Annotated in this window: 17 protein-coding genes and 1 tRNA gene; 8 read left to right on the forward strand and 10 right to left on the reverse strand. The window is 66.6% G+C overall.

All coding sequences use genetic code 11. The features are described from left to right. Positions 1 to 15 precede the first annotated feature (15 nt). A complete protein-coding gene (locus HN018_RS15410) occupies positions 16 to 861 on the reverse strand; it encodes a dienelactone hydrolase family protein (RefSeq protein ID WP_171833228.1) in 846 nt (281 codons plus the stop codon). Positions 862 to 1,010: 149 nt separating this feature from the next. Between HN018_RS15410 and HN018_RS15415 the strand changes: the two genes are divergently transcribed. After that, positions 1,011 to 3,236 carry a DPP IV N-terminal domain-containing protein gene (locus HN018_RS15415; protein ID WP_171833227.1) on the forward strand — a complete coding sequence of 742 codons (2,226 nt, stop codon included), beginning with the start codon at positions 1,011 to 1,013 and terminating at the stop codon, positions 3,234 to 3,236. A gap of 24 nt (positions 3,237 to 3,260) precedes the next feature. Here the strand turns inward: HN018_RS15415 and HN018_RS15420 are convergent, their stop codons facing one another. After that, positions 3,261 to 4,157, reverse strand: coding sequence for a fructose bisphosphate aldolase (locus HN018_RS15420; RefSeq protein WP_171833226.1), 897 nt, complete (start codon positions 4,155 to 4,157; stop codon positions 3,261 to 3,263). A 348-nt stretch (positions 4,158 to 4,505) separates the two neighbouring features. Between HN018_RS15420 and HN018_RS15425 the strand changes: the two genes are divergently transcribed. After that, positions 4,506 to 5,126, forward strand: coding sequence for a helix-turn-helix domain-containing protein (locus HN018_RS15425; RefSeq protein ID WP_171833225.1), 621 nt, complete (start codon positions 4,506 to 4,508; stop codon positions 5,124 to 5,126). Between the two features lie 7 nt (positions 5,127 to 5,133). Here HN018_RS15425 and HN018_RS15430 read toward each other — a convergent pair whose 3' ends face one another. From HN018_RS15430 to HN018_RS15440, 3 genes are all read right to left on the reverse strand, one after another. Then, positions 5,134 to 5,772 carry a TenA family protein gene (locus HN018_RS15430; RefSeq protein WP_171833224.1) on the reverse strand — a complete coding sequence of 213 codons (639 nt, stop codon included), beginning with the start codon at positions 5,770 to 5,772 and terminating at the stop codon, positions 5,134 to 5,136. Next, positions 5,769 to 8,093 (reverse strand): helicase-related protein, encoded by a 2,325-nt coding sequence (locus HN018_RS15435; protein ID WP_171833223.1) that lies wholly within the window; start codon positions 8,091 to 8,093, stop codon positions 5,769 to 5,771. The genes HN018_RS15430 and HN018_RS15435 overlap by 4 nt, the downstream gene beginning before the upstream one ends. A 137-nt stretch (positions 8,094 to 8,230) precedes the next feature. Then, the gene (locus tag HN018_RS15440) at positions 8,231 to 8,800 is read right to left on the reverse strand and encodes a PNPOx family protein (protein ID WP_171833222.1); all 570 of its coding nucleotides are present in this window, start codon (positions 8,798 to 8,800) and stop codon (positions 8,231 to 8,233) included. A 216-nt stretch (positions 8,801 to 9,016) separates the two neighbouring features. On the opposite strand from HN018_RS15440, the gene HN018_RS15445 reads away from it, so the two are divergent. The 6 genes from HN018_RS15445 to HN018_RS15470 all read left to right on the forward strand — a co-directional run bounded on the left by HN018_RS15445 (position 9,017) and on the right by HN018_RS15470 (position 14,834). Next, entirely contained in the window at positions 9,017 to 10,153 is a 1,137-nt protein-coding gene (locus HN018_RS15445) for a mannitol dehydrogenase family protein (RefSeq protein WP_171833221.1), read from the forward strand. Between the two features lie 81 nt (positions 10,154 to 10,234). Then, positions 10,235 to 11,167, forward strand: a complete 933-nt coding sequence (locus tag HN018_RS15450) for an ABC transporter substrate-binding protein (protein ID WP_171833220.1) — start codon at positions 10,235 to 10,237, stop codon at positions 11,165 to 11,167. A gap of 353 nt (positions 11,168 to 11,520) precedes the next feature. After that, positions 11,521 to 12,114, forward strand: coding sequence for a cupin (locus tag HN018_RS15455; protein ID WP_171833219.1), 594 nt, complete (start codon positions 11,521 to 11,523; stop codon positions 12,112 to 12,114). A 158-nt stretch (positions 12,115 to 12,272) separates the two neighbouring features. Continuing rightward, positions 12,273 to 13,496 (forward strand): Tm-1-like ATP-binding domain-containing protein, encoded by a 1,224-nt coding sequence (locus tag HN018_RS15460; protein ID WP_239478728.1) that lies wholly within the window; start codon positions 12,273 to 12,275, stop codon positions 13,494 to 13,496. 10 nt (positions 13,497 to 13,506) lie between these two features. Next, complete coding sequence (locus HN018_RS15465; protein WP_171833217.1) at positions 13,507 to 14,379, forward strand: phosphoenolpyruvate hydrolase family protein; 873 nt, start codon at positions 13,507 to 13,509, stop codon at positions 14,377 to 14,379. A gap of 14 nt (positions 14,380 to 14,393) precedes the next feature. Then, the gene (locus HN018_RS15470; RefSeq protein WP_171833216.1) at positions 14,394 to 14,834 is read left to right on the forward strand and encodes an SRPBCC family protein; all 441 of its coding nucleotides are present in this window, start codon (positions 14,394 to 14,396) and stop codon (positions 14,832 to 14,834) included. Positions 14,835 to 15,043: 209 nt separating this feature from the next. Here the strand turns inward: HN018_RS15470 and HN018_RS15475 are convergent, their stop codons facing one another. From HN018_RS15475 to HN018_RS15495, 5 genes are all read right to left on the reverse strand, one after another. After that, a complete protein-coding gene (locus HN018_RS15475; RefSeq protein WP_171833215.1) occupies positions 15,044 to 15,568 on the reverse strand; it encodes a hypothetical protein in 525 nt (174 codons plus the stop codon). A 446-nt stretch (positions 15,569 to 16,014) separates the two neighbouring features. Continuing rightward, positions 16,015 to 16,104 (reverse strand) — tRNA-Ser (locus tag HN018_RS15480). A gap of 87 nt (positions 16,105 to 16,191) precedes the next feature. Beyond that, a complete protein-coding gene (gene lepA, locus HN018_RS15485; RefSeq protein ID WP_171833214.1) occupies positions 16,192 to 17,997 on the reverse strand; it encodes a translation elongation factor 4 in 1,806 nt (601 codons plus the stop codon). 45 nt (positions 17,998 to 18,042) lie between these two features. Next, positions 18,043 to 20,076: a DUF2075 domain-containing protein gene (locus tag HN018_RS15490; protein WP_171833213.1), complete on the reverse strand. Its 2,034-nt coding sequence runs from the start codon at positions 20,074 to 20,076 to the stop codon at positions 18,043 to 18,045. A gap of 63 nt (positions 20,077 to 20,139) precedes the next feature. Continuing rightward, the gene (locus tag HN018_RS15495) at positions 20,140 to 21,249 is read right to left on the reverse strand and encodes a restriction endonuclease (RefSeq protein WP_171833212.1); all 1,110 of its coding nucleotides are present in this window, start codon (positions 21,247 to 21,249) and stop codon (positions 20,140 to 20,142) included. Between the last annotated feature and the right edge of the window lie 7 nt (positions 21,250 to 21,256).

Raw genomic sequence — 21,256 nt, forward strand, 5'->3', positions numbered from 1 at the left:
CGTCTCCAAGATCCGTTACGTCACCCCGTGCTGGCGGAACCAGGCGATGGCGCGGTTCCAGCCATCCTCCGCATCGGCGCGGCGATAGCTCGGGCGGTAATCCGCGTGGAAGCCGTGCGGGGCATCCGGATAGACGACAATATCAACCACCTGGCCCGCTGCCCTGGCGCGGGCCTGCGCCGCCTGGACATCGGACTGCGCGATGCTGGTGTCCTGGCCGCCGTACAGGCCGAGCAGCGGGCATTTGAGGCCGGCTGCCAGATCGAGCGGGCTGCGCGGCTGGATCGGCGTGTCGTCGGTCTTCACCGGACCGTAGAACGCGACCGCTGCCTTCAGCATCGGGTTGTGTTCGGCATACAGCCAGCTGTCGCGGCCACCACGACAGAAGCCGACCACGCCCATCCGGTGCAGGTCGCCCTGGTGCTGGCCGGCCCAAGACGCGGTGGCGTCGAGATCGGCGATCACCGTCGCATCCGGCGCCTTGCTGATGACGTCGCGGATGATCTGGTGCGGGTCGGTCATGGTCGAGAGGTCGGCCAGCCGCGCATAGAGCTCCGGGGCGACGCCGAGATACCCGAGATGGGCGAGCCGGCGGCAGATATCCTTGATGTACTCATGGACCCCGAAGATTTCCTCGATCACCAGAACGATCGGGAACGGCCCTGCTCCGGCGGGACGTGCGACATAGGCCGGGAGGCTGCCGTCCGAGACCGGGATGCGCACTTCGGCAGCGACGATGCCGCTGCTGCCGGTGTGGATCTCCTGTGCCTCGACCCGCGAGACCGCCAGGGTGAAGCCGGTGATCAGGCTGCTCATGACGAATCCGCGTCGTCCAAGCGGATTGTTTCTCGTGTCGGCCATGACCCGTCTCCCGAACTGTAGCGACCGGCGTGTCGCCGCACAGATAACCGGACGGATCCGGCGACGGGTCAATGCTCCCGGCGGCCCCGGCTTGCCCGATCGGGCGTGCGACCGTCACACTCCCGGCCAGCCTATCGCATCGGAGTCCCATGACCGGCTTTTCCAGGCGCCCAGCCGCCCTCCTGCTCGCGGCCGGTTTATCGGCGGCGTCGTCCGCCCAGGCTGCGGAAGGATGCTTCGAGCAGCTGGCGGCAACGCGCAACGACACGCTCGGCCAGCCGATCCATGCCCGGCCGACACCGGACGGGCGGTCGGTGCTGTTCCTGCGCAGCGGCCCCCGCGACACCCATCTCCGGCTGTTCCGCGTCGACATGGCCACGCGCACCGAAACCGAGCTGGCCCGTCCGGCCGACGCACCCGAACAGCTTTCGATCGAGGAGAAGGCGCGTCGCGAGCGTGCGCGGATGACGCTGACCGGCATCACCGATTTCAGCCTGTCGCGCGACGGCGGCACGGTGCTGGCGACCCAGGCGGACCGGCTGGTGCGAATCCTGCTGCCGGGCGGCCAGAACAGCCCGGTCCCGGGCACCGGCTGGATCGCGCCGCGCCTGTCGCCGGACGGCGGCTTCGTAGCCGCAGTCAGGAACAACGACCTGCATGTGGTGGACCTGTCCAGCGGCCAGGACCGGCAGATCACCTCGGGCGGGACCGATACGCTGACGCGCGGGCTTCCAGAATTCGCGGCCTCCGAGGAACTCGACCGCGAGGACGGTACCTGGTGGTCGCCGGACGGGGGCACGCTGCTCTACGAGGAAGCCGACACTTCCGGCGTCGAGCGCCACTATATCGGCGATCCGGAACATCCGTCGGTCGCACCGGTCGAGTTCCGCTATCCGCGCGCCGGCACCGCGAACGCGCGGGTGCGGCTCGGGCTGGTTTCGCGTGCGGGCGGCGCCACGCGGTGGGTCGACTGGGACAGCGCGGCGTTCCCCTACCTGGTGCGCGTGGTGTGGCCGCAGCACGGACAGCTGTCGCTGGTGGTGCTGAACCGGGCACAGACCGAGGAACGGGTGCTGGCGGTCGATCCGGCGACCGGACATGCCACCACTCTGCTCGCCGAGACCGATCCGGCCTGGGTCAACAGCACGACCGAGCTTGGTCGGAACGGGCTCGCCTTGCCGCACTGGCTGCCTGATGGCACCGGTTTCCTGTGGGCGGCGGAACGCGACGGCGCCTGGCGCCTCGAACTGCGCCATGCCGACGGCACGCCCGACCATGCGGTGACCGGGCCGAAAATGCCGTTCCTGTCGCTCGAGGATGTGGATGCGGACGCCGGGACGGTCACGCTCAAGGCCAACCCGGACCGTCTCGGCTCGGCGCTGTACCGGGTTTCGCTCACGACCGGCGCCGTCGTGCCGGTCGCCGTCGAGCCCGGCCTGCATGAGGCCGCGTTTGCCGAGGACGCGCATGCGAAGGGTGGGCGCACGATCTTTACCGATGCCGTCGCCGGTGCCGACGGAAGTGCCGCCACGCTGGTACGGGATGCGGCCGGGCACATCCTGGCCACCCTGCCGAGCCACGCGGAAACACCCGCTTCGATCCCCAGGGTGGAATTCACCCGGGCGGGGGCACACGCGCTCGATGCCCTGGTGATCCGGCCGGCCGGGTTCAGGACCGGACAGCATTATCCGGTCGTTCTCTCGGTCTATGGCGGACCCGGCTTCAAGATGGTGTTCCGCACGCCGCGCCTCTATCTCGAGGACCAGTGCATGGCCGATCGCGGCTTCGTCGTCGTCAGCCTGGACGGGCGCGGCACGCCCGGGCGCGGCCATGACTGGGAGCGGGCGACCAAGGACAACCTGATCGACCTGCCGCTCACCGACCAGGTCGACGGGGTGAGAGCCCTGGGCAAGCGCTATCCGGAGATGGACCTGTCGCGGGTCGGGGTGACCGGCTGGTCGTTCGGCGGCTACTTCACGGCGATGGCGACGATCCGCCGGCCCGACCTGTTCAAGGCCGGAGTGGCAGGCGCGCCGGTTGTCGATTTCGCGGACTACGACACCGCCTATACCGAGCGCTACCTGGGCACGCCGCAGGACGATCCGGCCGGCTACCGGGCCAGCAACGTGCTCACCTATGCGCCCTCGCTGTCACTTCCGCTGCTGCTGATGCACGGGCTGACCGACGACAACGTCTATTTCGAGAACACGGTGAAGCTCACCCAGGCCCTGATCGCGGCCGGGCGGCCGTACGACCTGCTGCTGCTGCCCGGCACGCACCTGCTGCCGGATCCGCTGCTGCGGGCCCGGGTATCGGAGGCGCGGGCAGCGTTCCTGATGGAGAAGCTGAAAAACAACGGTCCCGCGCGGCCCTGACGGGCCGCCGGGACCGTGCCGGGCTCAGACCTTGACGGTCGAGGCCTGGTAGATCGCCTCGATCGATTTCGCCAGCGCCTCGTTGAACTCCGCGTCGCTCATCGAGTGGGTGAGGTTCTCGGTCAGCGCACGCGAGAAGCTGGCGATCATGCCGTGGTTCTTCGCGAGGCGCTGACAGGCGTCCGCCTGCGGATAGCCGCCCGACAATGCCACGACGCGGGTGACCCGCTTGTGGCCCATCAGCGGTGCATAGAGATCCGGAACATCGGGGATGGTCAGCTTGAGCATGACCTTGTAGCCGTCGGGCTGCGCGTCGAGCGCCTTGGTCAGCTCTGCCAGGAGGATGGCTTCGGCTGCCGCCTTGTCCGCACTCTTGATCGACACTTCCGGCTCGATGATCGGCAGCAGCCCGTGGCCGTCGATCTGTGCCGCGATCTCGAACTGCTGGGCCACGATGGCGGCGATGCCCTTCTGCGACGCAAGGTTGATGACCGAGCGCATCTTGGTGCCGAATACCCCGAGCTTTATGGCCCGCTCCAGCAGCGCATCGAGCCCGGGCATCGGCTTCATCAGGCTGACACCGTCGGCCTCGGCCTCGACGCCCTTGTCCATCTTCAGGAACGGCACGATACCGCAATCGTCCCACAGGAAGCTCGGCACGGGCTTGCCGTGCGCCTGCCCGTCCATCGTCGCCTCGAACAGGATGGCGGCGATGACCTTGTCGCCGCTGAAGGCCGGCGCGGTCATGATGCGCACCCGCATCTCGTGCATGAGCTTGAACATCTCGGCATCGCCATTATAGGCGTCGTCCGGGATGCCGTAGAGCCGCAGGGCTCCCGGGGTCGAGCCGCCGCTCTGGTCGAGAGCCGCGATGAAGCCGCCCTTGCTCGAGACCTGCTCCAGCATCTGGTCGTTCGCCATGATCGTGTTCCTTACCCGCAGCCGAATACGTTCGGGCAAAGCGCATCCGGCTCTGACCGATTGTTCGCGGGCTAGATTGGCATGGGGCCAGAGAGTGACGCAATCGCCACACCAGACGAGGCCGGGCGTGCCTGCGGGCTCATGAGCCTCCAGGGACCGGTTCCGGCGCCCTGATCAAGACCACCGGCATAGCACTAGATACGATAACGTAATTTATTGTGCCGCATAGCGAAACGATGATTTACCTCTCATGAAGCATACGATATCAGCCTTATAGAACGACCGAACCGATCAACTATTGATTGCACCGTCAAAAGACCATCAAACAACAAGCGGCTCGGTTTCCAATTGCTATTGGCGCTCGCAGCTTCTTATTGTTTTCAGAATCAAGAAACGATGTTCATGTCTATTCAGCGGGGGATCCAACGAATGTTTTTACCTGACCGGACCGAGCAGGCAATGTCGTTGCCTCCCGCTGCAGAGGTCAACATCGAGTTGGCGATCAAATCGGTTGTCAGGGCAAGCGACGATGAGGCAACGAGCGGCCCGGACAGTACAAGCCGGCGCAGAGACCAGGGCGAGGGCAGGTTTCCGATCAACCCTGCGCAGATCCGCAGAATGCTCCGCGCGCGAAGCCTGCGACGCAAATCGGACCTTGCGTTCGTGCTGGACTGGCCGTCCTGGGACATGCTTCTCGATCTGATCGCCACGAAACTCGAAGGGCAACACGTTTCCGTGTCGTCTCTCTGCCTGTCGAGCGGCGCACCGCAGAGTACGGCCCTGCGCAAGCTATCGGTGCTCGAAGGCAACGGCCTGGTGATCCGCTATGTGGATGGCAACGATCGCAGACGCATCTGCCTGACCCTGACCGACGAGGCGGTGGCGATCGTTGCGTCCATGGTGCAGGAGGATATGGCCCTGCTCGACCCGCGCCCCGAAAGCCCGCGGCCGGCCGCAAGAGGCCGCTGAATTCTCGCTACGCATAAGCTGCGTCGAGAAACTCCTTTTCGAGCGTAATGGCGCGGCAGAAAAACTCGCTGGCGACGTTGGCGGCGCGTGGGCCTACCCGGTCGAGCTCGCTACGCAGGAATGCGACGAACACCCGGAAATCCGGATTGTCATGCAGCGTGATCCACTCGTGGTGGACGAAGTTCGGCGGCAATGGCTGTACCGCCTGCGAAGCCCAGTCCAGATAGAGCCATTCGGCGACACACAGGACTGCCAGGACCGCCGCATAGCTGCCGCTCGCGGCCGCTTCCTGCATGAGATGCTTGAAACCGGCGGTCGGCGCCGCGTCCGGGGCGCCATCGCGTTCCGCTTCGTCCAACTCCAGCGCTGTGAAGGCGCGAAGGAAGTAGGTGTTCTCCTCGCCGGAGACGAAGCCCGCCGACCGACCGAGCCGCAGTCGGGCCTGTAGGGTATCCGCCGTCGCCATTGCCGCACCGAGCAGCATGAGAAAGCTGTCGAGAAATCGATGATCCTGGATCAGGTAGCGTGCCATCACCCGGTTGGCGATGGAGCCGTCGCACAATTCGCGCACGAAGCGATGCTGCACGGAAGCCGACCACGCCGGCTGGTTCTCGCAGCGCAGCATCTCGCTGAAGGTCTCGCTCACCGCTGCACCTGCTTGCTCTTGCGGGTGGCGACTGCACGATGCTGCTGCCGCAGCACCGCCTCGATCCAGTCGTTGAGCCGGTCGGTCAGCGCTTCCGCTTCCTCATGCTCCGGATAGGCCTCGGGGAAGCGCAGGGCCAGCCAGCGCCATGCCACCAGGCGCTTGTGGCGCTTCTCCGCGCGATCGAGCTCCTCGTGCGACGCACGGTCCGGTGGCGGCAGTCGGCTCACCGACGGCGGCGCCACCGTGCGGCCGGCGCCATGCTCGGCCGCCCAGCCGGCAAGCCGGGGGATGCCGCTGTCGCGCTCGTCCACCGGGCACATCGCGTACGCCCAGCGCTGCTGCAGGTCGAGCCCGGCCACGCCCTCGAGTGCCGTGGCGACGGCGAAAGCCTGGCTCATGTCGGCGAGCCTGTAGTTCGGGTCGTCGCGCCTCAGCACCGCGCGACGAATGCGGGCCAGCACGCCGAACAGGCTGTCGGACCCGATCTCGGCCGCGACGGCGCGCACGATGTCGGAGTCCGGCTGCACGATCGGTCGCAGGTCGGGCGGCTCCACCCAGGGTGCGGCCAGCATGTTGCGCACGAAGGACGGGCTCCCTGCCCCGGCCAGCACCGCGACCACGCCGCTCTCGTGCCGGCCGTAGCGCCCGGCCCGGCCGCCGATCTGCTTGATCTCCTGCGGCAGCAGGTCGCGGCTCTGGGTGCCGTCGAACTTGCGGAGTGCCGCGAACACCACGCGACGGATGTTCAGGTTGAGCCCCATGCCGATCGCATCGGTCGCGACCAGGATATCCGCCTGGCCGCTGTTGAAGCGCGCCGCCTCGGCCCGTCGCACCTCCGGGCTCAGCGCGCCGTACACCACGGCCACGCGTCGCCCGGCCGCCTGCAATGTCGCCCGCATGTCCAGCACGTCGCGCCGCGAGAACGCGATCACCGCGTCGCCGGCCTGGAGCGATCCGAGCGCCACCGCTTCCGACGCCGCCACCAGCGGGCCCTTGCGTTCGAGGCTGATCTCGTCGAGCGGGTCGCCACACAGGGCGGCGATGCGCCGGACCATCGGCACGCAGTCCGGGGCGCCGAGGACGAACACATGGCGGGCCGGGGCGCCCATGATCGCGGCGGTCCAGGCGGCGCCGCGATCGGGGTCGTAGAGCATCTGCGCCTCGTCGATGATCGCGACCTCGACCGGGTTGTGCAGCGGGCACATCTCCACGGTCGCGGCCAGGTGCCGGCTGCCCGGCTCGACGATCCGCTCCTCGCCCGTCGCCAGCGACGCCACCACGCCGCGCGCAGCCAGCGCCTCGCGGAATTCGTGGGCCAGCAGCCGCAACGGAGCCAGCGCCATGCCGCTCGGTGCATCGGACAGCCGGTCCAGCGCCAGATGCGACTTGCCGCTGTTGGTCGGCCCGGTGACCAGGGTGATCTGCCGGTCGAGCGCACGGGCGGTGGAGAAATGCGCGGCATACCGATCCAGCGCCGCCACCCGTGCGATCGCCGCGTTTCCGCTCCGGTTCTTGCGGCCGGGAGGAACGCCGATCTCCAGTGGTGCCCCGGCATCGTCGGCACGGCGCCATTCCGCAACCTCGGGCCGGAGCCGGGCCAGTTCGACCGGATCGAACTCCCAGCGCTCGCCGCCCTTGCCGGGGATGCGACGGGCGACCGGCAGATGTCCGGCCGCGACCCAGCGCAGTACCTCCTTGATCGTGCAGCCGAGCAGCGCCGGGATCTCGCGGAACTCGACCAGGCTGCGTTCCCACTCGCGCAGCCGTTGCAGTTCCTCGCGCCGGCCGGTGCGGGCGGCGCCCTCCGCCGCCCGGCGTTCCCGCCGACGCTGATCCTCCTGGGCCACCGCCACCGCCACGAACGGTGCGTCCGCGGGCAGGCCGAAGGCGCGGGCGACAGCCTGTGCCAGTTCCGCGTGCTGGGATGCCGACAGCACCCGCCCGCCCGCCTCGAACAGCTCCTCGATGGCGACGTCCAGCGCCCGTGCGGGGTCGGCCGCCAGCGTGCGCAGCCGCGCCAGAACGACACGGTCGAGTGCCTCGCGCAGTGCCAGCTCATCCGCTGCCGGATCAGCGATGCGGGAAGCGGCTTCGGCCGCATCCACACGCAACACCCAGATCTGGCCATCGCGCTGCGACAGGTCGACCAGTCGCGATGCCCAGCCCTTCGCGCGGACTTCGCACAGGGCTGCGGATACCGCCTCTGGATCCGCCGGCAGCCGCCGCGCGACCAGCCGGACCAGCCGCGGCATCTCCTGGGTTTCGACGGCGAGCCCCGCCGCCTCGATCGCGGCTTCAGCCGGTGAGAATATCGTCATGACCGCCGCTTAAAGCATGATTGTGCCGGGAGCGCGTGTTCCGCCGCGACTCCCGGATGCCCGCATGGGCCCGAGGCTGTCGCGATGGCTGGGGCACAGCAGCTCGACCGGACCGCGGCACCGCTTCGCGCAGTATCTTAGGGACTGATCCAGGCTGCGGTGATCCCGGACGCCGTGAAGCGCCCAGAGGCCCGGGTCTGCTGGCCTCCGGGCCCGAGGCGCAGGACATCGATGGTTGCGAGCGAAACCAGGATCACCGTGAACTGGCGGAACTGTTCGTCGGGAGGCAGGTGCGCCTGCTCGTCCGGATCGGCGATCGGGGTTCCCGGTATGGCCACGTGACCATAGGTATTGCGGGCGTTCGGCGACAGCGTGTCCCACCGTCTGCGAGCGATCTCGTCGTCGCAGTGCAGGCGGGCGGTTCCTTCGAGCCGGAGCTGCAGGTGTTCGGCACCGGACCAGGCCAGGAGGGTGACCTGGCCGGCCTGCGCGATGTCGCGCACCTTGTCGGCGCGCGTGTCCGAATGCATCTCGGCACAGGGTGGCGACCGCTCGAAGCTTCGCAGGACCAGCGTCCTCAGGCCCGGATGCAGATCCGGGGACAGTGTGGCGAGCTGGATGTTGCGGAGCTCGCCGTCATGATCGCGCACCGAACGCTCGAGTGCCACGAGGCCTGCTTCGATGAACTCGAGTGCTGATGTCTGCATGCGGTAGCAAGTCTCCACGATGATGGAGGTTGCCTTGCCGGCTGTACCGGATTGGACAACCGGATCGTTACCGGCGTCATACTCGCCGGCAGACGTCGATCGACCTTGCCCGAGATGGGACCCCAGCATGAGCGCTATCCGCCGCACCGTTTCCGCAATTTCGGAGCCGGCCGAGCCCCCGCTCCCGGATCCGACCCCGACATCGATCGAAGCGCCATGACGATCGTCTCACCGATCCTGCAGTTCGGAACCAGCCGGTTCCTGCAGGCGCACGTCGATCTCTTTGTTTCCGAGGCGCTGGAACGTGGCGAGGCGATCGGCACGATCCTCGTCGTGCAGACCACCGGGAGTGCTGCCAGTGCCGCCCGGATTGCAGCCATGGCCGGGGGTGGCGGCTATCCCGTACGGATCAGAGGCCTGCGCGATGGAAAATCCATCGACGAATTCACGCAGGTGCAATCCATCCGGCGTGGGCTGCAGGCGGATCGGGACTGGCCGGAAATCCGCCGATCCTTCGTCGAGGACGCGATGGTGATCGTGTCCAACACCGGCGAGCAGGGCTACGAACTCGACCCGCGTGACCAGGCTGATTGCCTGACACGCTTCGAGACCCCGCCCCACAGCTTTCCGGCCAAACTCGCGGTGCTGCTGCATGGGCGATGGCAGGCGAGGCCGGATGCACCGCTGTCCCTGTTTCCGTGCGAGCTGATCACGAGAAACGGCGACAGGCTGCGCAGCCTGGTTGCCGCGCTTGCGGCGGACTGGGGCCTGGATGCACGGTTCGCCACCTATCTCCACGCAGAATGCCGCTGGGCCAACAGCCTGGTCGACCGGATCGTATCGGAGCCGATCCTCCCGGTCGGCGCGATCGGCGAGCCCTATGCATTGTGGGCAATCGAGCAGCAGGACGGGCTGGTCCTGCCCTGCCGCCACGACGCGATCGTGCTGACCGACGATCTGGCGCGCTACGAGCGACTGAAACTGCACCTGCTCAATCTGGGCCACACGATACTGGCCGAGACCTGGCAACGGTCGGGCCAGTTCCCGGACATGATCGTCGTAGACGCGATGAAGATGCCCTCCCTGCGCGACGAGCTCGAACTCGTCTGGACCGAGGAAGTGCTCCCGGTGTTCGACGCCGACGGGATGGGAGAACAGGCGCGTGCGTATCTCGACGAGGTGCGCGAGCGTTTCCTGAATCCGTTCCTCGCACACCGGCTCTCCGATATCGCGCAGAACCACCAGGAAAAGAAGCGGCGGCGGCTGGCGCCGGTGATCGCCGCGGCGGAGCGGCAGGGATTGCCGATCGCGCAGGCCCGTCTGCGGGCGGCCCTGGAAGACAGGCCTGGATGATGTTTCACTGGTGATCCAAGCGTGACGACGACCGCCCGACGCGTCGCGCCCTGCCATAACGGGCATAGGGAAACGTACACGATGTTCAGGACTTTTCTTCTTGCAGGCATGACCGCTCTCGCTACGGTTCCGGCCGCGATGGCCGCGGGCAAGCCGATCGGCACTATAGGAATTACCGTCGGCTCTCTGGGCAACCCCTATTATGTCGCGCTGGCGAAAGGGGCGACCGCGAAGGCACGGATGATCGACCCCAACGTGAAGGTCATCTCGGTATCCGCGGATTACGACCTGAACAAGCAATTTACCCAGATCGATAACTTCATTGCAGCCGGCGTGAAGGTGATCCTGGTGACCGCAATCGACAAGGACGCTGTGCTGCCCGCCATAAAGCGTGCGCAACAGGCGGGCATCGTCGTGGTCGGCGTGGATGTTCTGGCCAACGGTGCCGATGCGGTCGTGCAGACGGACAACGTCGCCGCCGGAAGCATTTCATGCGGCTACCTCGCCGAGAAGATCGGCCACAAGGGCAACGTCATCATCGAGAACGGCGAGCAGGTTTCGGCGGTCGTCGATCGCGTGAAGGGCTGCAAGACCGAACTGGCGAAGTTCCCGGACATCAAGATCCTGGACAGCAGCCAGAACGGCAAAGGCTCGCGCGAAGGCGCCATGGCGGTCGCACAGGGCTACTTCGTTCGTTATCCGGACATCGCCGGCATCTTCGCGGTGAACGACCCGCAGGGCCTGGGCACCGACCTCGCGGCGAAGCAGGCGCACCGGACCGGCATCGTCATCACGTCGGTGGATGGTGCGCCGGACATCGTGGCGGCGCTGAAGGGCGACACCTCGATCCAGGGATCGGCGTCGCAGGACCCGTTCGCCATGGGCGGGATCGCGGTGACGCAGGCCGACGCGATCATGAACGGTCATCCGCCGGCACAGAAACTCACGTTGATGACGCCGAAGCTGATCGATCGCAGCAACGTGGGCAGCTATGTCGGGTGGACCCAGCATTAGCCGGGTTCGCCAATCAACTTGCGCACGATCCATCCGGACTGCTGTTCCGGATGGAGACAATCACGCAGGATGATCGTCCCAGGTCGTGATGTGCTCGCGGTGCGTAGTTAATCTCGAGCCGCCGGTGCGGTCCGGCTCGAGCGCACCGTCCGCGACATCGGGACCGACCGGCCGGGGAGCATCGATGCCTAGTCCTCCAGGCAGAGTTCCGATCGGCGCAATCGTGGTCTCGCCATCGGATCGGCACGCTCGGTCTTCATCAACGAAGCCGCTGCAACACTACAAGTTGTTCATTTCGTCTGATCGCCGGTTCGGGTGGCTCAACTCGCTGGAGATCGCGGCGTTCACGGGGCATGAACCTTGATCGCCGCCAGTTCCAAGCCCTCCTCGCCGGCCTCGGCATCGAGATGACGACCGGAGGTGCGCGTGCGTCCGGCAGGCACGCCCAGGTCTCGTCGTTCGTGCTGCCTGCAAACGGCTGGGTCCCGAACAACCAGCATCTCCCGGTCATTCTCTACCAGGCAGCCGTTCCGATCGCCGGCGACGACCCCGCATCGGCGTTCGAGGCGCTGTTCACCCATAATGGTTGGCCGCCGCAATGGCGGAACGGCGTCTACTCGTTCCACCATTTCCATTCGACGGCTCATGAGGTGCTGGGCTTCGCCGGTGGGTCCGCCGACCTCGTGCTCGGTGGTCCGAACGGTCGACCGATCACGGTGCAGGCCGGTGATGTGGTGGTGCTTCCAGCCGGCACGGGTCACTGCAGGATCAAAGCGACAGACGACTTCCTGGTCGTGGGCGCCTATCCCCCGGGACAGCATTGGGACATCTGCCGCAATGCCATTTCAGCTGAAGCAGAGGCCGGGATGACGCACCTGGCGTTTCCGTCAAGCGATCCGCTGGGCGGTGCGACCGGGCCGTTGCAAAGCCTCTGGACGAAAACCTGAGGGCTCGGATAGCCACATCGCTGTGTGAACGGACGGTTCCTTGCAGATGAGTTCGCCAATCGAAACGACGGCGGAGGCGATCAGCAGCGACGACACGCTGCGACGCCGTTACCTTGGCGCGAGCACGCATGCGCATTGATCCAGACGGGAGGCCGAGCGTGACCGCGGGACGCATCTACGTGGCCGGGACCTGCGACACCAAGGGCGACGAACTCGGCTACGTCCGCGAGCTCATCGAGGCCGACGGCGTACCGGCCTGCCTGGTCGACGTGTCCACCAGGCAGGCGGACGCGGTGCGCGGGGTCGATGTCTCGGCAAGCGAAGTCGCGAGCCATCATCCCGAGGGGCCGCAGGCCGTCTTCACCGACGACCGCGGCGCCTCGGTCGGCGCAATGGCGATTGCATTCAGGCGGTTCATGACGAGCCGGAACGACGTCGCCGGGGTGATCGGCCTCGGCGGCTCCGGCGGCACGACGCTCGTTGCCACGGCACTGCGCGCGCTGCCGATCGGGATGCCGAAGCTGATCGTGTCCACTGTCGCCTCCGGAAACGTCGCGCCCTATGTCGGCCCGAGCGATATCACCATGATGTACTCGGTCACCGACATCGCCGGACTGAACCGCATCTCCCGGGTGATCCTCGGCAATGCGGCGCACGCCATCGCCGGAATGGCGCGCCAGAGAATGCCGCCCGCCATCGACGGCGTCGCACCGCGCGTCGAGGACAAGCCCGCCATCGGGCTCTCGATGTTCGGCGTCACTACCAGCTGCATCGGCAAGCTCGTGGACATGCTGCAGCCGGATTACGACTGCCTCGTCTTCCATGCGACCGGCACCGGTGGGGAGTCGATGGAAAAGCTGGCGGAGTCCGGCCTGGTCACCGGCCTGCTCGACATCACCACCACCGAGGTCTGCGACCTGCTCGTCGGTGGCGTGTTCGCCTGCACGGAGGATCGTTTCGGCGCAGTAGCCCGGACCGGCCTGCCCTATGTCGGCTCCTGCGGCGCGCTCGACATGGTCAATTTCGGCGGCCGGGACACCGTGCCGGCGGCCTTTGCAAGCCGCAACCTCTACGTCCACAACGCCTCGGTGACGCTGATGCGGACGACCGTGGAGGAGACCGTACAGATCGGGCGCTGGATCGGCGAGCGGCTGAACCGCTGCAACGGGCCGGTGCGTTTCCTGCTGCCCGAAGGCGGCGTGTCGGCGCTCGATGCACCCGGCCAGCCGTTCCACGATCCGGAGGCTGATGCCGCGCTGTTCGCAACGCTGGAAGCAACGGTTGAGCAGACCGAGCACCGGCGTCTCATCCGCCTGCCGCACCACATCAACGACGCAGCGTTCGCGACCGCGGCTGCGTCCCACTTCCGTGCCATCATCTGAAAGCAGCAGCATGCCCGCGATCCCCCGCCAACATCTCCTCGAGCGCTTCCACGCCATGGTCCGCGACGGTCGCCCGATCGTGGGCGGCGGCGCCGGAACCGGCCTCTCGGCCAGGTGCGAGGAGGAAGGCGGGATCGACCTGATCGTCATCTACAATTCCGGCCGCTACCGGATGGCCGGGCGTGGCTCGCTGGCCGGCCTCCTTGCCTACGGCAATGCCAACGACGTGGTGATGGAGATGGCGCGGGAGGTCCTGCCGGTCGTGCGCCACACGCCGGTGCTCGCGGGTATCAACGGGACCGACCCGTTCTGCCATTTCGACCGGTTCCTCGACGAGGTGAAGGCCGTCGGCTTCTCCGGCATCCAGAACTTCCCCACGGTCGGGCTGATCGACGGTAAGTTCCGGGCTAATCTCGAGGAGACCGGCATGAGCTATGGGCAGGAGGTGGACCTCATCCGCCTCGCCCGTGCCAAGGACCTGCTGACCACGCCCTACGTGTTCGATCCGGGCGAGGCCATCGCCATGACCGAGGCCGGTGCCGACATCGTCGTGGCGCATATGGGCCTCACCACGGGAGGCAATATCGGTGCCGCGACCGCACTGACCCTCGATGACTGCGTGGCACGGATCAACGCGATCTCCGAGGCCGCGCGGACCGTGCAATCGGACGTGATCCTGCTGTGCCATGGCGGTCCCATCGCAATGCCCGACGACGCCGAGTACGTCCTCGCCCGTTGCCCCGACTGTCATGGGTTCTACGGAGCGAGCAGCATGGAACGGCTGCCGGCCGAGCAGGCGCTCGTCGCGCAGACCCGTGCCTTCAAGAGCATCGCGCGAGGCGGCAGTTCCATCGGCGTCACGCAGAACGCACCTTCGTCGTAAGCCGGAGAACGACCATGGCCCACGTGTATGTCAGTGCTGTCATCGACGCCCCGATCGAGCGCGTCTGGGCGATCGCCCGGGACTTCAACGGCCACGCCGCGTGGCATCCGTTCATTGCGGAAAGCCATGTCGAGGACGGTTTCGCCCCGGACACCGTCGGCTGCGTGCGTAACTTCGTGCTCGGCAACGGCGGACACCTGCGCGAGCGCTTGCTGGCGCTGAGCGACGTCGACCACAGCTTCACCTATTGCATCCTCGAATCACCGATGCCGATCAGCGACTATAACGCGACGTTCCGGCTGACCTCGATCACCGAAGGCGGCGGCACCTTCGTCGAATGGCAGGCCCGCTTCGACGTTGCCCCCGAGGACGAGGCCCGTATCAAGGAGCAGGTCGGCCGCGCAACGTTTGCTGAAGGGATCGTCGCACTCGAGGCATACGTCGCGACTACATAGGCGTCCTGCGCCGGGTATTGCTTTATTGGAGACTTCTGCAGCTGAACCGGCCGACGCATTAACGCTTCGGCCGGTTGAAGCACTGGCGCCGCGTAGCAATCCACGATGATCGAAGCGCACATCCCGTTCTGGCTGCGCGATGACTTCGGGCTTGGCGACCACCCTCGATACGGTGCGGGGTGCGAGGCCGCCAAAACGCCCGGCGCCGCTCAGTGCTCGATGAACGGTCCCGGCTGGATAACATGGTGAGCGTCAGAAGAGATTGTAGCATCCAGACCACACTGCTTGCTGGAGACGGTCTTTCCGTTTTTCTGCACGACCAAGCCACTGGTGAAACCCGGATCATTGCGGCCATCTGCAGCGAAGGACGTGCGGGTGATCTTGTCATAGACAATGTAGCTGTATGCCCCATGGCTGACGGAGATCTGTGTTTCGCCTCCTCCAGAGAACATGTGATCGGCAATCGACAAAGCTTGTGACGACAGCTCTATCCGGTTGGACGTACCGAAATAATAGGTCGCCTTCGTGCCGTCAGAACAGACAGAGACGAGCTTGTGACCAATGGGGCAAGTAAAGAGAGATGTCTCGCCGGATTTACATAAGGACGGATCGGAGGTGGCGGCGGTTGCATCCGACATCGTCATCACACCGAGCAGGACAGCCACCATGATCGGGATCAGCGTCCTAACCTCGACTGCAGAAGCACGTTGATTGCCCGTCCGTATGCCGCCCATCGCTCGTTGCTCCCATTCGGCCCGGCATCAAGGTGCATCAGCGCGGACAACCGGCGATTGCCTGCAATGTGGCTGCATGGCTGTGTGCGATCTTGAACAAGTTTCCCCAGTCGAACGATATGCCTTTCCATGGTGATCCTCTACGAACGCGAACGCTGCTATCGACGATCCAACCCAGATTATCGCAACAGGTGGCAGCCACGGCACGAGGTCGAGCAGGCGTGCTAGGCCGGACGCCTACAGTAATCAGGACTGGCCTAGGCCAGCAAAGCTAGTCGTTTCTTTACGAGGTAATCGGAAGTAATGGAGATTACGTTCGTGCACAGTCAAAATATCAACGAGTGCTATATAGGAGGCGCTAAGCATCGTCGGCTCATCGCACTATGTTGGAGGCAGCCGTAAAAGCCGCCGCATCTCCCCAGCCCATTGATTTGCATCATTGTTGCTGGCGGATTGGGTGGGATTCGAACCCACGGTACGCTTTCACGCACACACGCTTTCCAAGCGTGCGCCTTAAACCACTCGGCCACCGATCCTGCAGCCTGGGCAAGCCTACCTACCCAGGGCGGCGGAACATACCAATTTTCCGTTCCGAATCAAGAGCCGGAAGAGGCGATCCGGCCTCAGCTCTCCATCTTGAGGGCAGCCAGGAAGGCGCTCTGCGGGATTTCGACCTTGCCGAACTGCCGCATGCGCTTCTTGCCCTCTTTCTGCTTGTCCAGCAGCTTGCGCTTGCGGCTGATGTCGCCGCCGTAGCACTTCGCCGTCACGTCCTTGGACAGGGCGCCGATGGTCTCGCGGGCGATTACCCGGCTGCCGATCGCCGCCTGGATGGCGATCTTGAACAGCTGGCGCGGGATCAGCTCCTTGAGCTTGGCGCAGATCGAACGGCCCCGCAGTTCGGCCGCACCCTTGTGGGCGATGAACGACAGCGCATCCACCGGCTCCAGATTGACCAGGATGGAGATGCGCACGAGGTCGCTCTCCTCGTAGCCGTCGATCGAGTAGTCGAAGCTGGCATAGCCGCGGCTGACCGACTTCAGCCGGTCGTAGAAGTCGAACACCACCTCGTTGAGCGGCAGGCGATACACCGCCATCGCCCGGTTGCCGACATAGGTGAGGTCCTCCTGGCGGCCGCGCCGGTCGTTGCACAGGGTCAGCACGGCGCCGAGATACTCGTCCGGCACCAGGATGGTCGCCTTGATCCAGGGCTCCTCCATCTTGGCGATGACCGACCCGTCCGGCATGTCGGAGGGGTTGTGCAGCTCTTCCATCTCGCCGTTGGTCCTGTAGAGCCGGTAGACCACCGACGGCGCGGTGGCGATCAGGTCCAGGTCGAACTCGCGGGACAGCCGCTCCTGGATGATCTCCAGGTGCAGCAGGCCCAGGAAGCCGCAGCGGAAGCCGAACCCGAGTGCCGCCGACGTCTCCGCCTCGTAATGGAAGCTCGCATCGTTCAGGCGCAGGCGGGACAGGCTCTCGCGCAGCTTCTCGAAATCGTCGGCGTCGATCGGATACAGGCCGCACCAGACCACCGGCACGGACGGCTTGAAGCCCGGTAGTGCCTCGGTGGCGGGACGGCGATCCTCGGTGATGGTGTCGCCGACGTTGCAGTCGGCCACCGTCTTGATGGCGGCGGTGATGTAACCCATCTCGCCTGGCCCGAGATCGTCGACCGGCTTCATCGTGGGGGTGAACACGCCCACCTGCTCGACGCTGTGCACCGAGCCCTTGGCCATCATGCGGATCTTGGCGTGCCGCTTTAGCCTTCCGTCCTTGATCCGCACCAGGATGACCACGCCGAGATAGGCGTCGTACCAGCTATCGACCAGCAGCGCCTTCAGGGGGGCGTCGGGATCGCCGGTCGGGGCCGGCAGCCTGGTGACCAGTGCCTCGAGCACGCCGCCGATGTTGATGCCGGTTTTCGCCGAGATCTCGACCGCATGATCGGCGGGGATGCCGACCACGTCCTCGATCTGCTGGCGCACCCGCTCGGGCTCCGCGGCCGGCAGGTCGATCTTGTTCAGGATCGGCACGATCTCGTGGTTGGCGTCCAGCGCCTGGTACACGTTGGCCAGCGTCTGCGCCTCGACCCCCTGGGAGGCATCGACCACCAGCAGCGAGCCCTCGCAGGCTGCCAGCGAGCGGCTGACCTCATAGGCGAAGTCGACGTGCCCGGGCGTGTCCATCAGGTTGAGCACGTAGGTCTTGCCGTCCTGCGCCTTGTAGTCGAGGCGGACGGTCTGGGCCTTGATGGTGATGCCCCGCTCGCGCTCGATGTCCATGTTGTCGAGGACCTGGTTGGTCATCTCGCGTTCGGTCAGCCCGCCGCAGACCTGGATCAGCCGGTCGGCGAGGGTGGACTTGCCATGGTCGATATGGGCGATGATCGAGAAATTGCGGATCAGCGAGAGCGGCGTGTCGGTCATGCGCGCACAGATAAGCGAAACCGCGGGGAAAGTCAGTAAGCGGGCTCAGGCGAACAGGCGTTCCGTGTCGGCCGTGACGGCGACCGGGCGGGCGGGCGCCCCGGCCAGGGGCCTGATGCCGCACGCGGCGAGGAAGCCGGCGATTTGGTCGAACACCGCGGGGTCCCGGCTGGGATCGTCCGCATCGCCGCGCGGCACCCAGATGATGGTGTCGAAGCGGGCCCGGGTCAGCAGCACCCGGTAGGTGTTGAGCCGCCAGGCGATCTTGTCGGCATCGCGCGACTGCTGCCACCGCGTGCCCCGGAACGAGCGCGCCTGCCACGCGTTCGTGCCGTCACCGGCCCGCACCAGGTCGCCGTCCCAGCACAGCCCGACCTGGTCGAGCTCAAGCCCCTGGATCGAGAATTGGGTGGCCACCAGCTCGAGCGCGTCGGACGCGCGAACGTCCCGGTCACGCAGCCAGCTATCGAGAAACCAGCGCGCCACCGCGCCGGGGTCCATATGCTCGAGCTCGCATCCGAGTCCCTCCGCACGCAGCCGACGGGCACCGGCACTCGCCACCAGGCCGGCGCGATGGACGTCCCGTGCAGCGGCCCGCAACCCGGCCCGCAACGATACGAGATCCCGGGTCAGGCGGAACGGCACTTCGCCCTCCGCGGCGATGATCGAGCGGGCGGATGCCGCGTCGCCACGCAGTACCGCATCGACCCAGAGCGGCGTCGCATCGTGCCGCAGCGAGCGGACCGGTACCGTCAGGTGCAAGGCGGGTTCGATCGTCAGACCCGGCAGGGGCGGCAGCCGGTTCCGTGGTTCGGGATGCTCCAGCGAGGCGCTCGACACGAACACCCGCCACTCCGGCCGCTGCTCCAGCGCCAGTCCCCAGGCGGCAAGACCGCCCTCCCCGTCATGGATCTCCTGCCCGTTGCCGATCAGGCAGACGATGCCGGCGAAACCCTCGTGCCGCGCCATGATGTCCAGCACATGCGCCGGCTCCGACCGGTCGAGCTGCACGGGCCGGTCGCGCGTCCGGGCGACGGCGTGCGCCTCGGTCCAGCTCCGTTGCGCCTCGTCGATCACCACCACCCGCTCGGGCGGGGCCTTGCCCAGGCGCACGCCGTCGTCGCGAAACCGCGGCAGCGCCTGGATCACGCCCTTCATGCGGTGCGCCGCGACATCCCGCCTGGTGTCCGAGTTGGCGACGATGTTGCGCACCAGCGCTTCGCGCAGCACATGAACCAGCGTCGGATTGCCGGTCAGGAAAACCGCCTCCGGTTCCTCGGACGTCCTGGCGAACGCGGCGTTCAGCCCGCACAGGGTCTTGCCGGCGCCCGGGATGCCGGTGACGAACAGGATAGCCTTGGCTTCGGCGGCACGGCTGTCGCCCAGGATCGACGCGATCCGGCTGGCGGTCAGGGTCAGGTTGACGGCATCGGCACGGGCGCTGGCGATTTCCGCCACATCGTTACGGTCATAGAGTTTGCAGGCTGCCTCGATCACGTTCGGCACCGCCTGATAAGCTGATCGTTCCCAGGCCGCGCAATCCAGCGCCTGTCCCACCGTGGTCATCTGGGCGTCGAGCGCCTGCAACAGGTCACCGAGACTGGATGCGCTGGCGTTCAGCACCGGCGCCCGCCCGGGATACATGAACGGCAGCATCGGGAACGGGGCCGGTGCGTCGGTCGCCACCAGGATCGGCAGAATCGGATGGCGACGGGAGCCGGCATGGAAGTCCTGCAGGTCGAGCGCGTAACCCTCGAGCTGATCGTGCGCGGCCGCGTCGAACCGCTCGGCACCGACCTTGAACTCGAGGACATGGATCGCCTTGGGTGACAGCAGGACCACGTCGATCCGGCCGCCAAGCCGCGGGATCTCGAACTCCAGCAACACGCGCCACTGGCCGATATCGGAAAGTCGGCATAGCGCGTCACGCAGAATTGCCGCCTGTGCGTCCCATGCCCGAAGCTGCTGCACCTCGTTGACACGGAACTGCCGGATCGCCCGTTCCGATAGGATTGCCACAAGCTGATGGTCGGCCAGTTCGAGAAATGACCGGGCGTCGCCGGACCACCAGGCTGTCATGCACACGGAACCTAGATCATTACGGTCCTAGAATGGCATGCGTCGGGATGACGGACCAGGTGTTCAGCCGACGAAAGCCGCCAGCTCGGTGTCGCGCAGCAGATGCACGCCAAGACGGATCGCCTCGTCGCGGGCGCGCTGCGAGAACGGCGCGTTCGAGGCGAGCGCGGTGATGGCGGCCTCCTGGCGCGAGCCCATGATTGCGGCCTCGTCCACCATCTCGCCGGTAATCGCCGTCGGCGATACACGGCAGCGCACCACGAGGACGGCATCGGGACGCCGGCCGATAATGTCCGGACCGGCGCCGCCGTCGTTGAAGCCCAGTTGCGTCGTCCACCCTGCGGCCTCGAGTTCGGTCGCGCAGAGCTTGCGGAAATCCTGCGGCGTCGGCATCGCGCCGGGCTTCGGCGCGATCACCACCGGTTCGGTCGGGGTCCCGTCCTCGTGCGGCGGCCAGCCTGCATCCTCGACATGCGCGAAATGCCGTCGCCGCCGGGCGACGAGCAGCGCGCCGCCTACGAAAACCAGCAGCAGCAGCGTCACCAGGATACTCGTCAACAATGCGTGGCCCTGGTGCGAGGTCGCCCCCGTCGCCGTCTGCGGCGGCCATGCCGGGGCAGCGACCGGTGGGACAACGGGGACCGCGCTGGCGGGCGCCGAAGTGGGGATCGGAGATGGGAGCGGCACCAGGTCCGACGAGGCAGGCGCCGGGCTGGCCGATGAAGCAGGTGCACCGGCATGCTGCCGGATCTGCCCGATGCTGGATGTGAACACCGGAGCCGCCTGCGCCTTGGGTGGCGCGATCGAGGATGTAAACACCGGTTGCCCGACGACCGCCGGATCCAGCGGCCTCGCCGGCCTTATGTCACGCGCAAGCACGAACAATGGCGGCACGCCCACATGGGGCGGCGCCAGCCGAAGCAGCACCAGCCCGGGCCGATGCAGGATGATCTCCAGCTGCTGCGCCGGCGTCAGCACGAAGCAGCGGCCGCGGCGACGCACGCGAAGGCCCCAGCGCGCCTGCGCCGCGTCGGCATGGGCGCTCAGCGCAGTGGTCGCGCGCGGATCGACGCAGCCATAGACGGCGTGGCCAACCTGATAGCGTGGCGCGGCCATCCCTGCCGAGGCCGAGCCCAGCAGAAGCAGAAGCGCCGTCGTCATGCGACGGGTCATCGTAATT

The organism is Lichenicola cladoniae, from assembly GCF_013201075.1.
Lineage (GTDB): Bacteria > Pseudomonadota > Alphaproteobacteria > Acetobacterales > Acetobacteraceae > Lichenicola > Lichenicola cladoniae.

Coding starts and splice junctions, on each gene's coding strand:
- lepA (WP_171833214.1), bottom strand. CDS start 17,997: ATGACCGACACGCCGCTCTCGCTGATCCGCAATTTCTCGATCATCGCC.
- HN018_RS15445 (WP_171833221.1), top strand. CDS start 9,017: ATGACGATCGTCTCACCGATCCTGCAGTTCGGAACCAGCCGGTTCCTG.
- HN018_RS15415 (WP_171833227.1), top strand. CDS start 1,011: ATGACCGGCTTTTCCAGGCGCCCAGCCGCCCTCCTGCTCGCGGCCGGT.
- HN018_RS15465 (WP_171833217.1), top strand. CDS start 13,507: ATGCCCGCGATCCCCCGCCAACATCTCCTCGAGCGCTTCCACGCCATG.
- HN018_RS15470 (WP_171833216.1), top strand. CDS start 14,394: ATGGCCCACGTGTATGTCAGTGCTGTCATCGACGCCCCGATCGAGCGC.
- HN018_RS15450 (WP_171833220.1), top strand. CDS start 10,235: ATGTTCAGGACTTTTCTTCTTGCAGGCATGACCGCTCTCGCTACGGTT.
- HN018_RS15435 (WP_171833223.1), bottom strand. CDS start 8,093: ATGACGATATTCTCACCGGCTGAAGCCGCGATCGAGGCGGCGGGGCTC.
- HN018_RS15490 (WP_171833213.1), bottom strand. CDS start 20,076: ATGACAGCCTGGTGGTCCGGCGACGCCCGGTCATTTCTCGAACTGGCC.
- HN018_RS15475 (WP_171833215.1), bottom strand. CDS start 15,568: ATGGGCGGCATACGGACGGGCAATCAACGTGCTTCTGCAGTCGAGGTT.
- HN018_RS15420 (WP_171833226.1), bottom strand. CDS start 4,157: ATGGCGAACGACCAGATGCTGGAGCAGGTCTCGAGCAAGGGCGGCTTC.
- HN018_RS15455 (WP_171833219.1), top strand. CDS start 11,521: ATGAACCTTGATCGCCGCCAGTTCCAAGCCCTCCTCGCCGGCCTCGGC.
- HN018_RS15495 (WP_171833212.1), bottom strand. CDS start 21,249: ATGACCCGTCGCATGACGACGGCGCTTCTGCTTCTGCTGGGCTCGGCC.
- HN018_RS15410 (WP_171833228.1), bottom strand. CDS start 861: ATGGCCGACACGAGAAACAATCCGCTTGGACGACGCGGATTCGTCATG.
- HN018_RS15440 (WP_171833222.1), bottom strand. CDS start 8,800: ATGCAGACATCAGCACTCGAGTTCATCGAAGCAGGCCTCGTGGCACTC.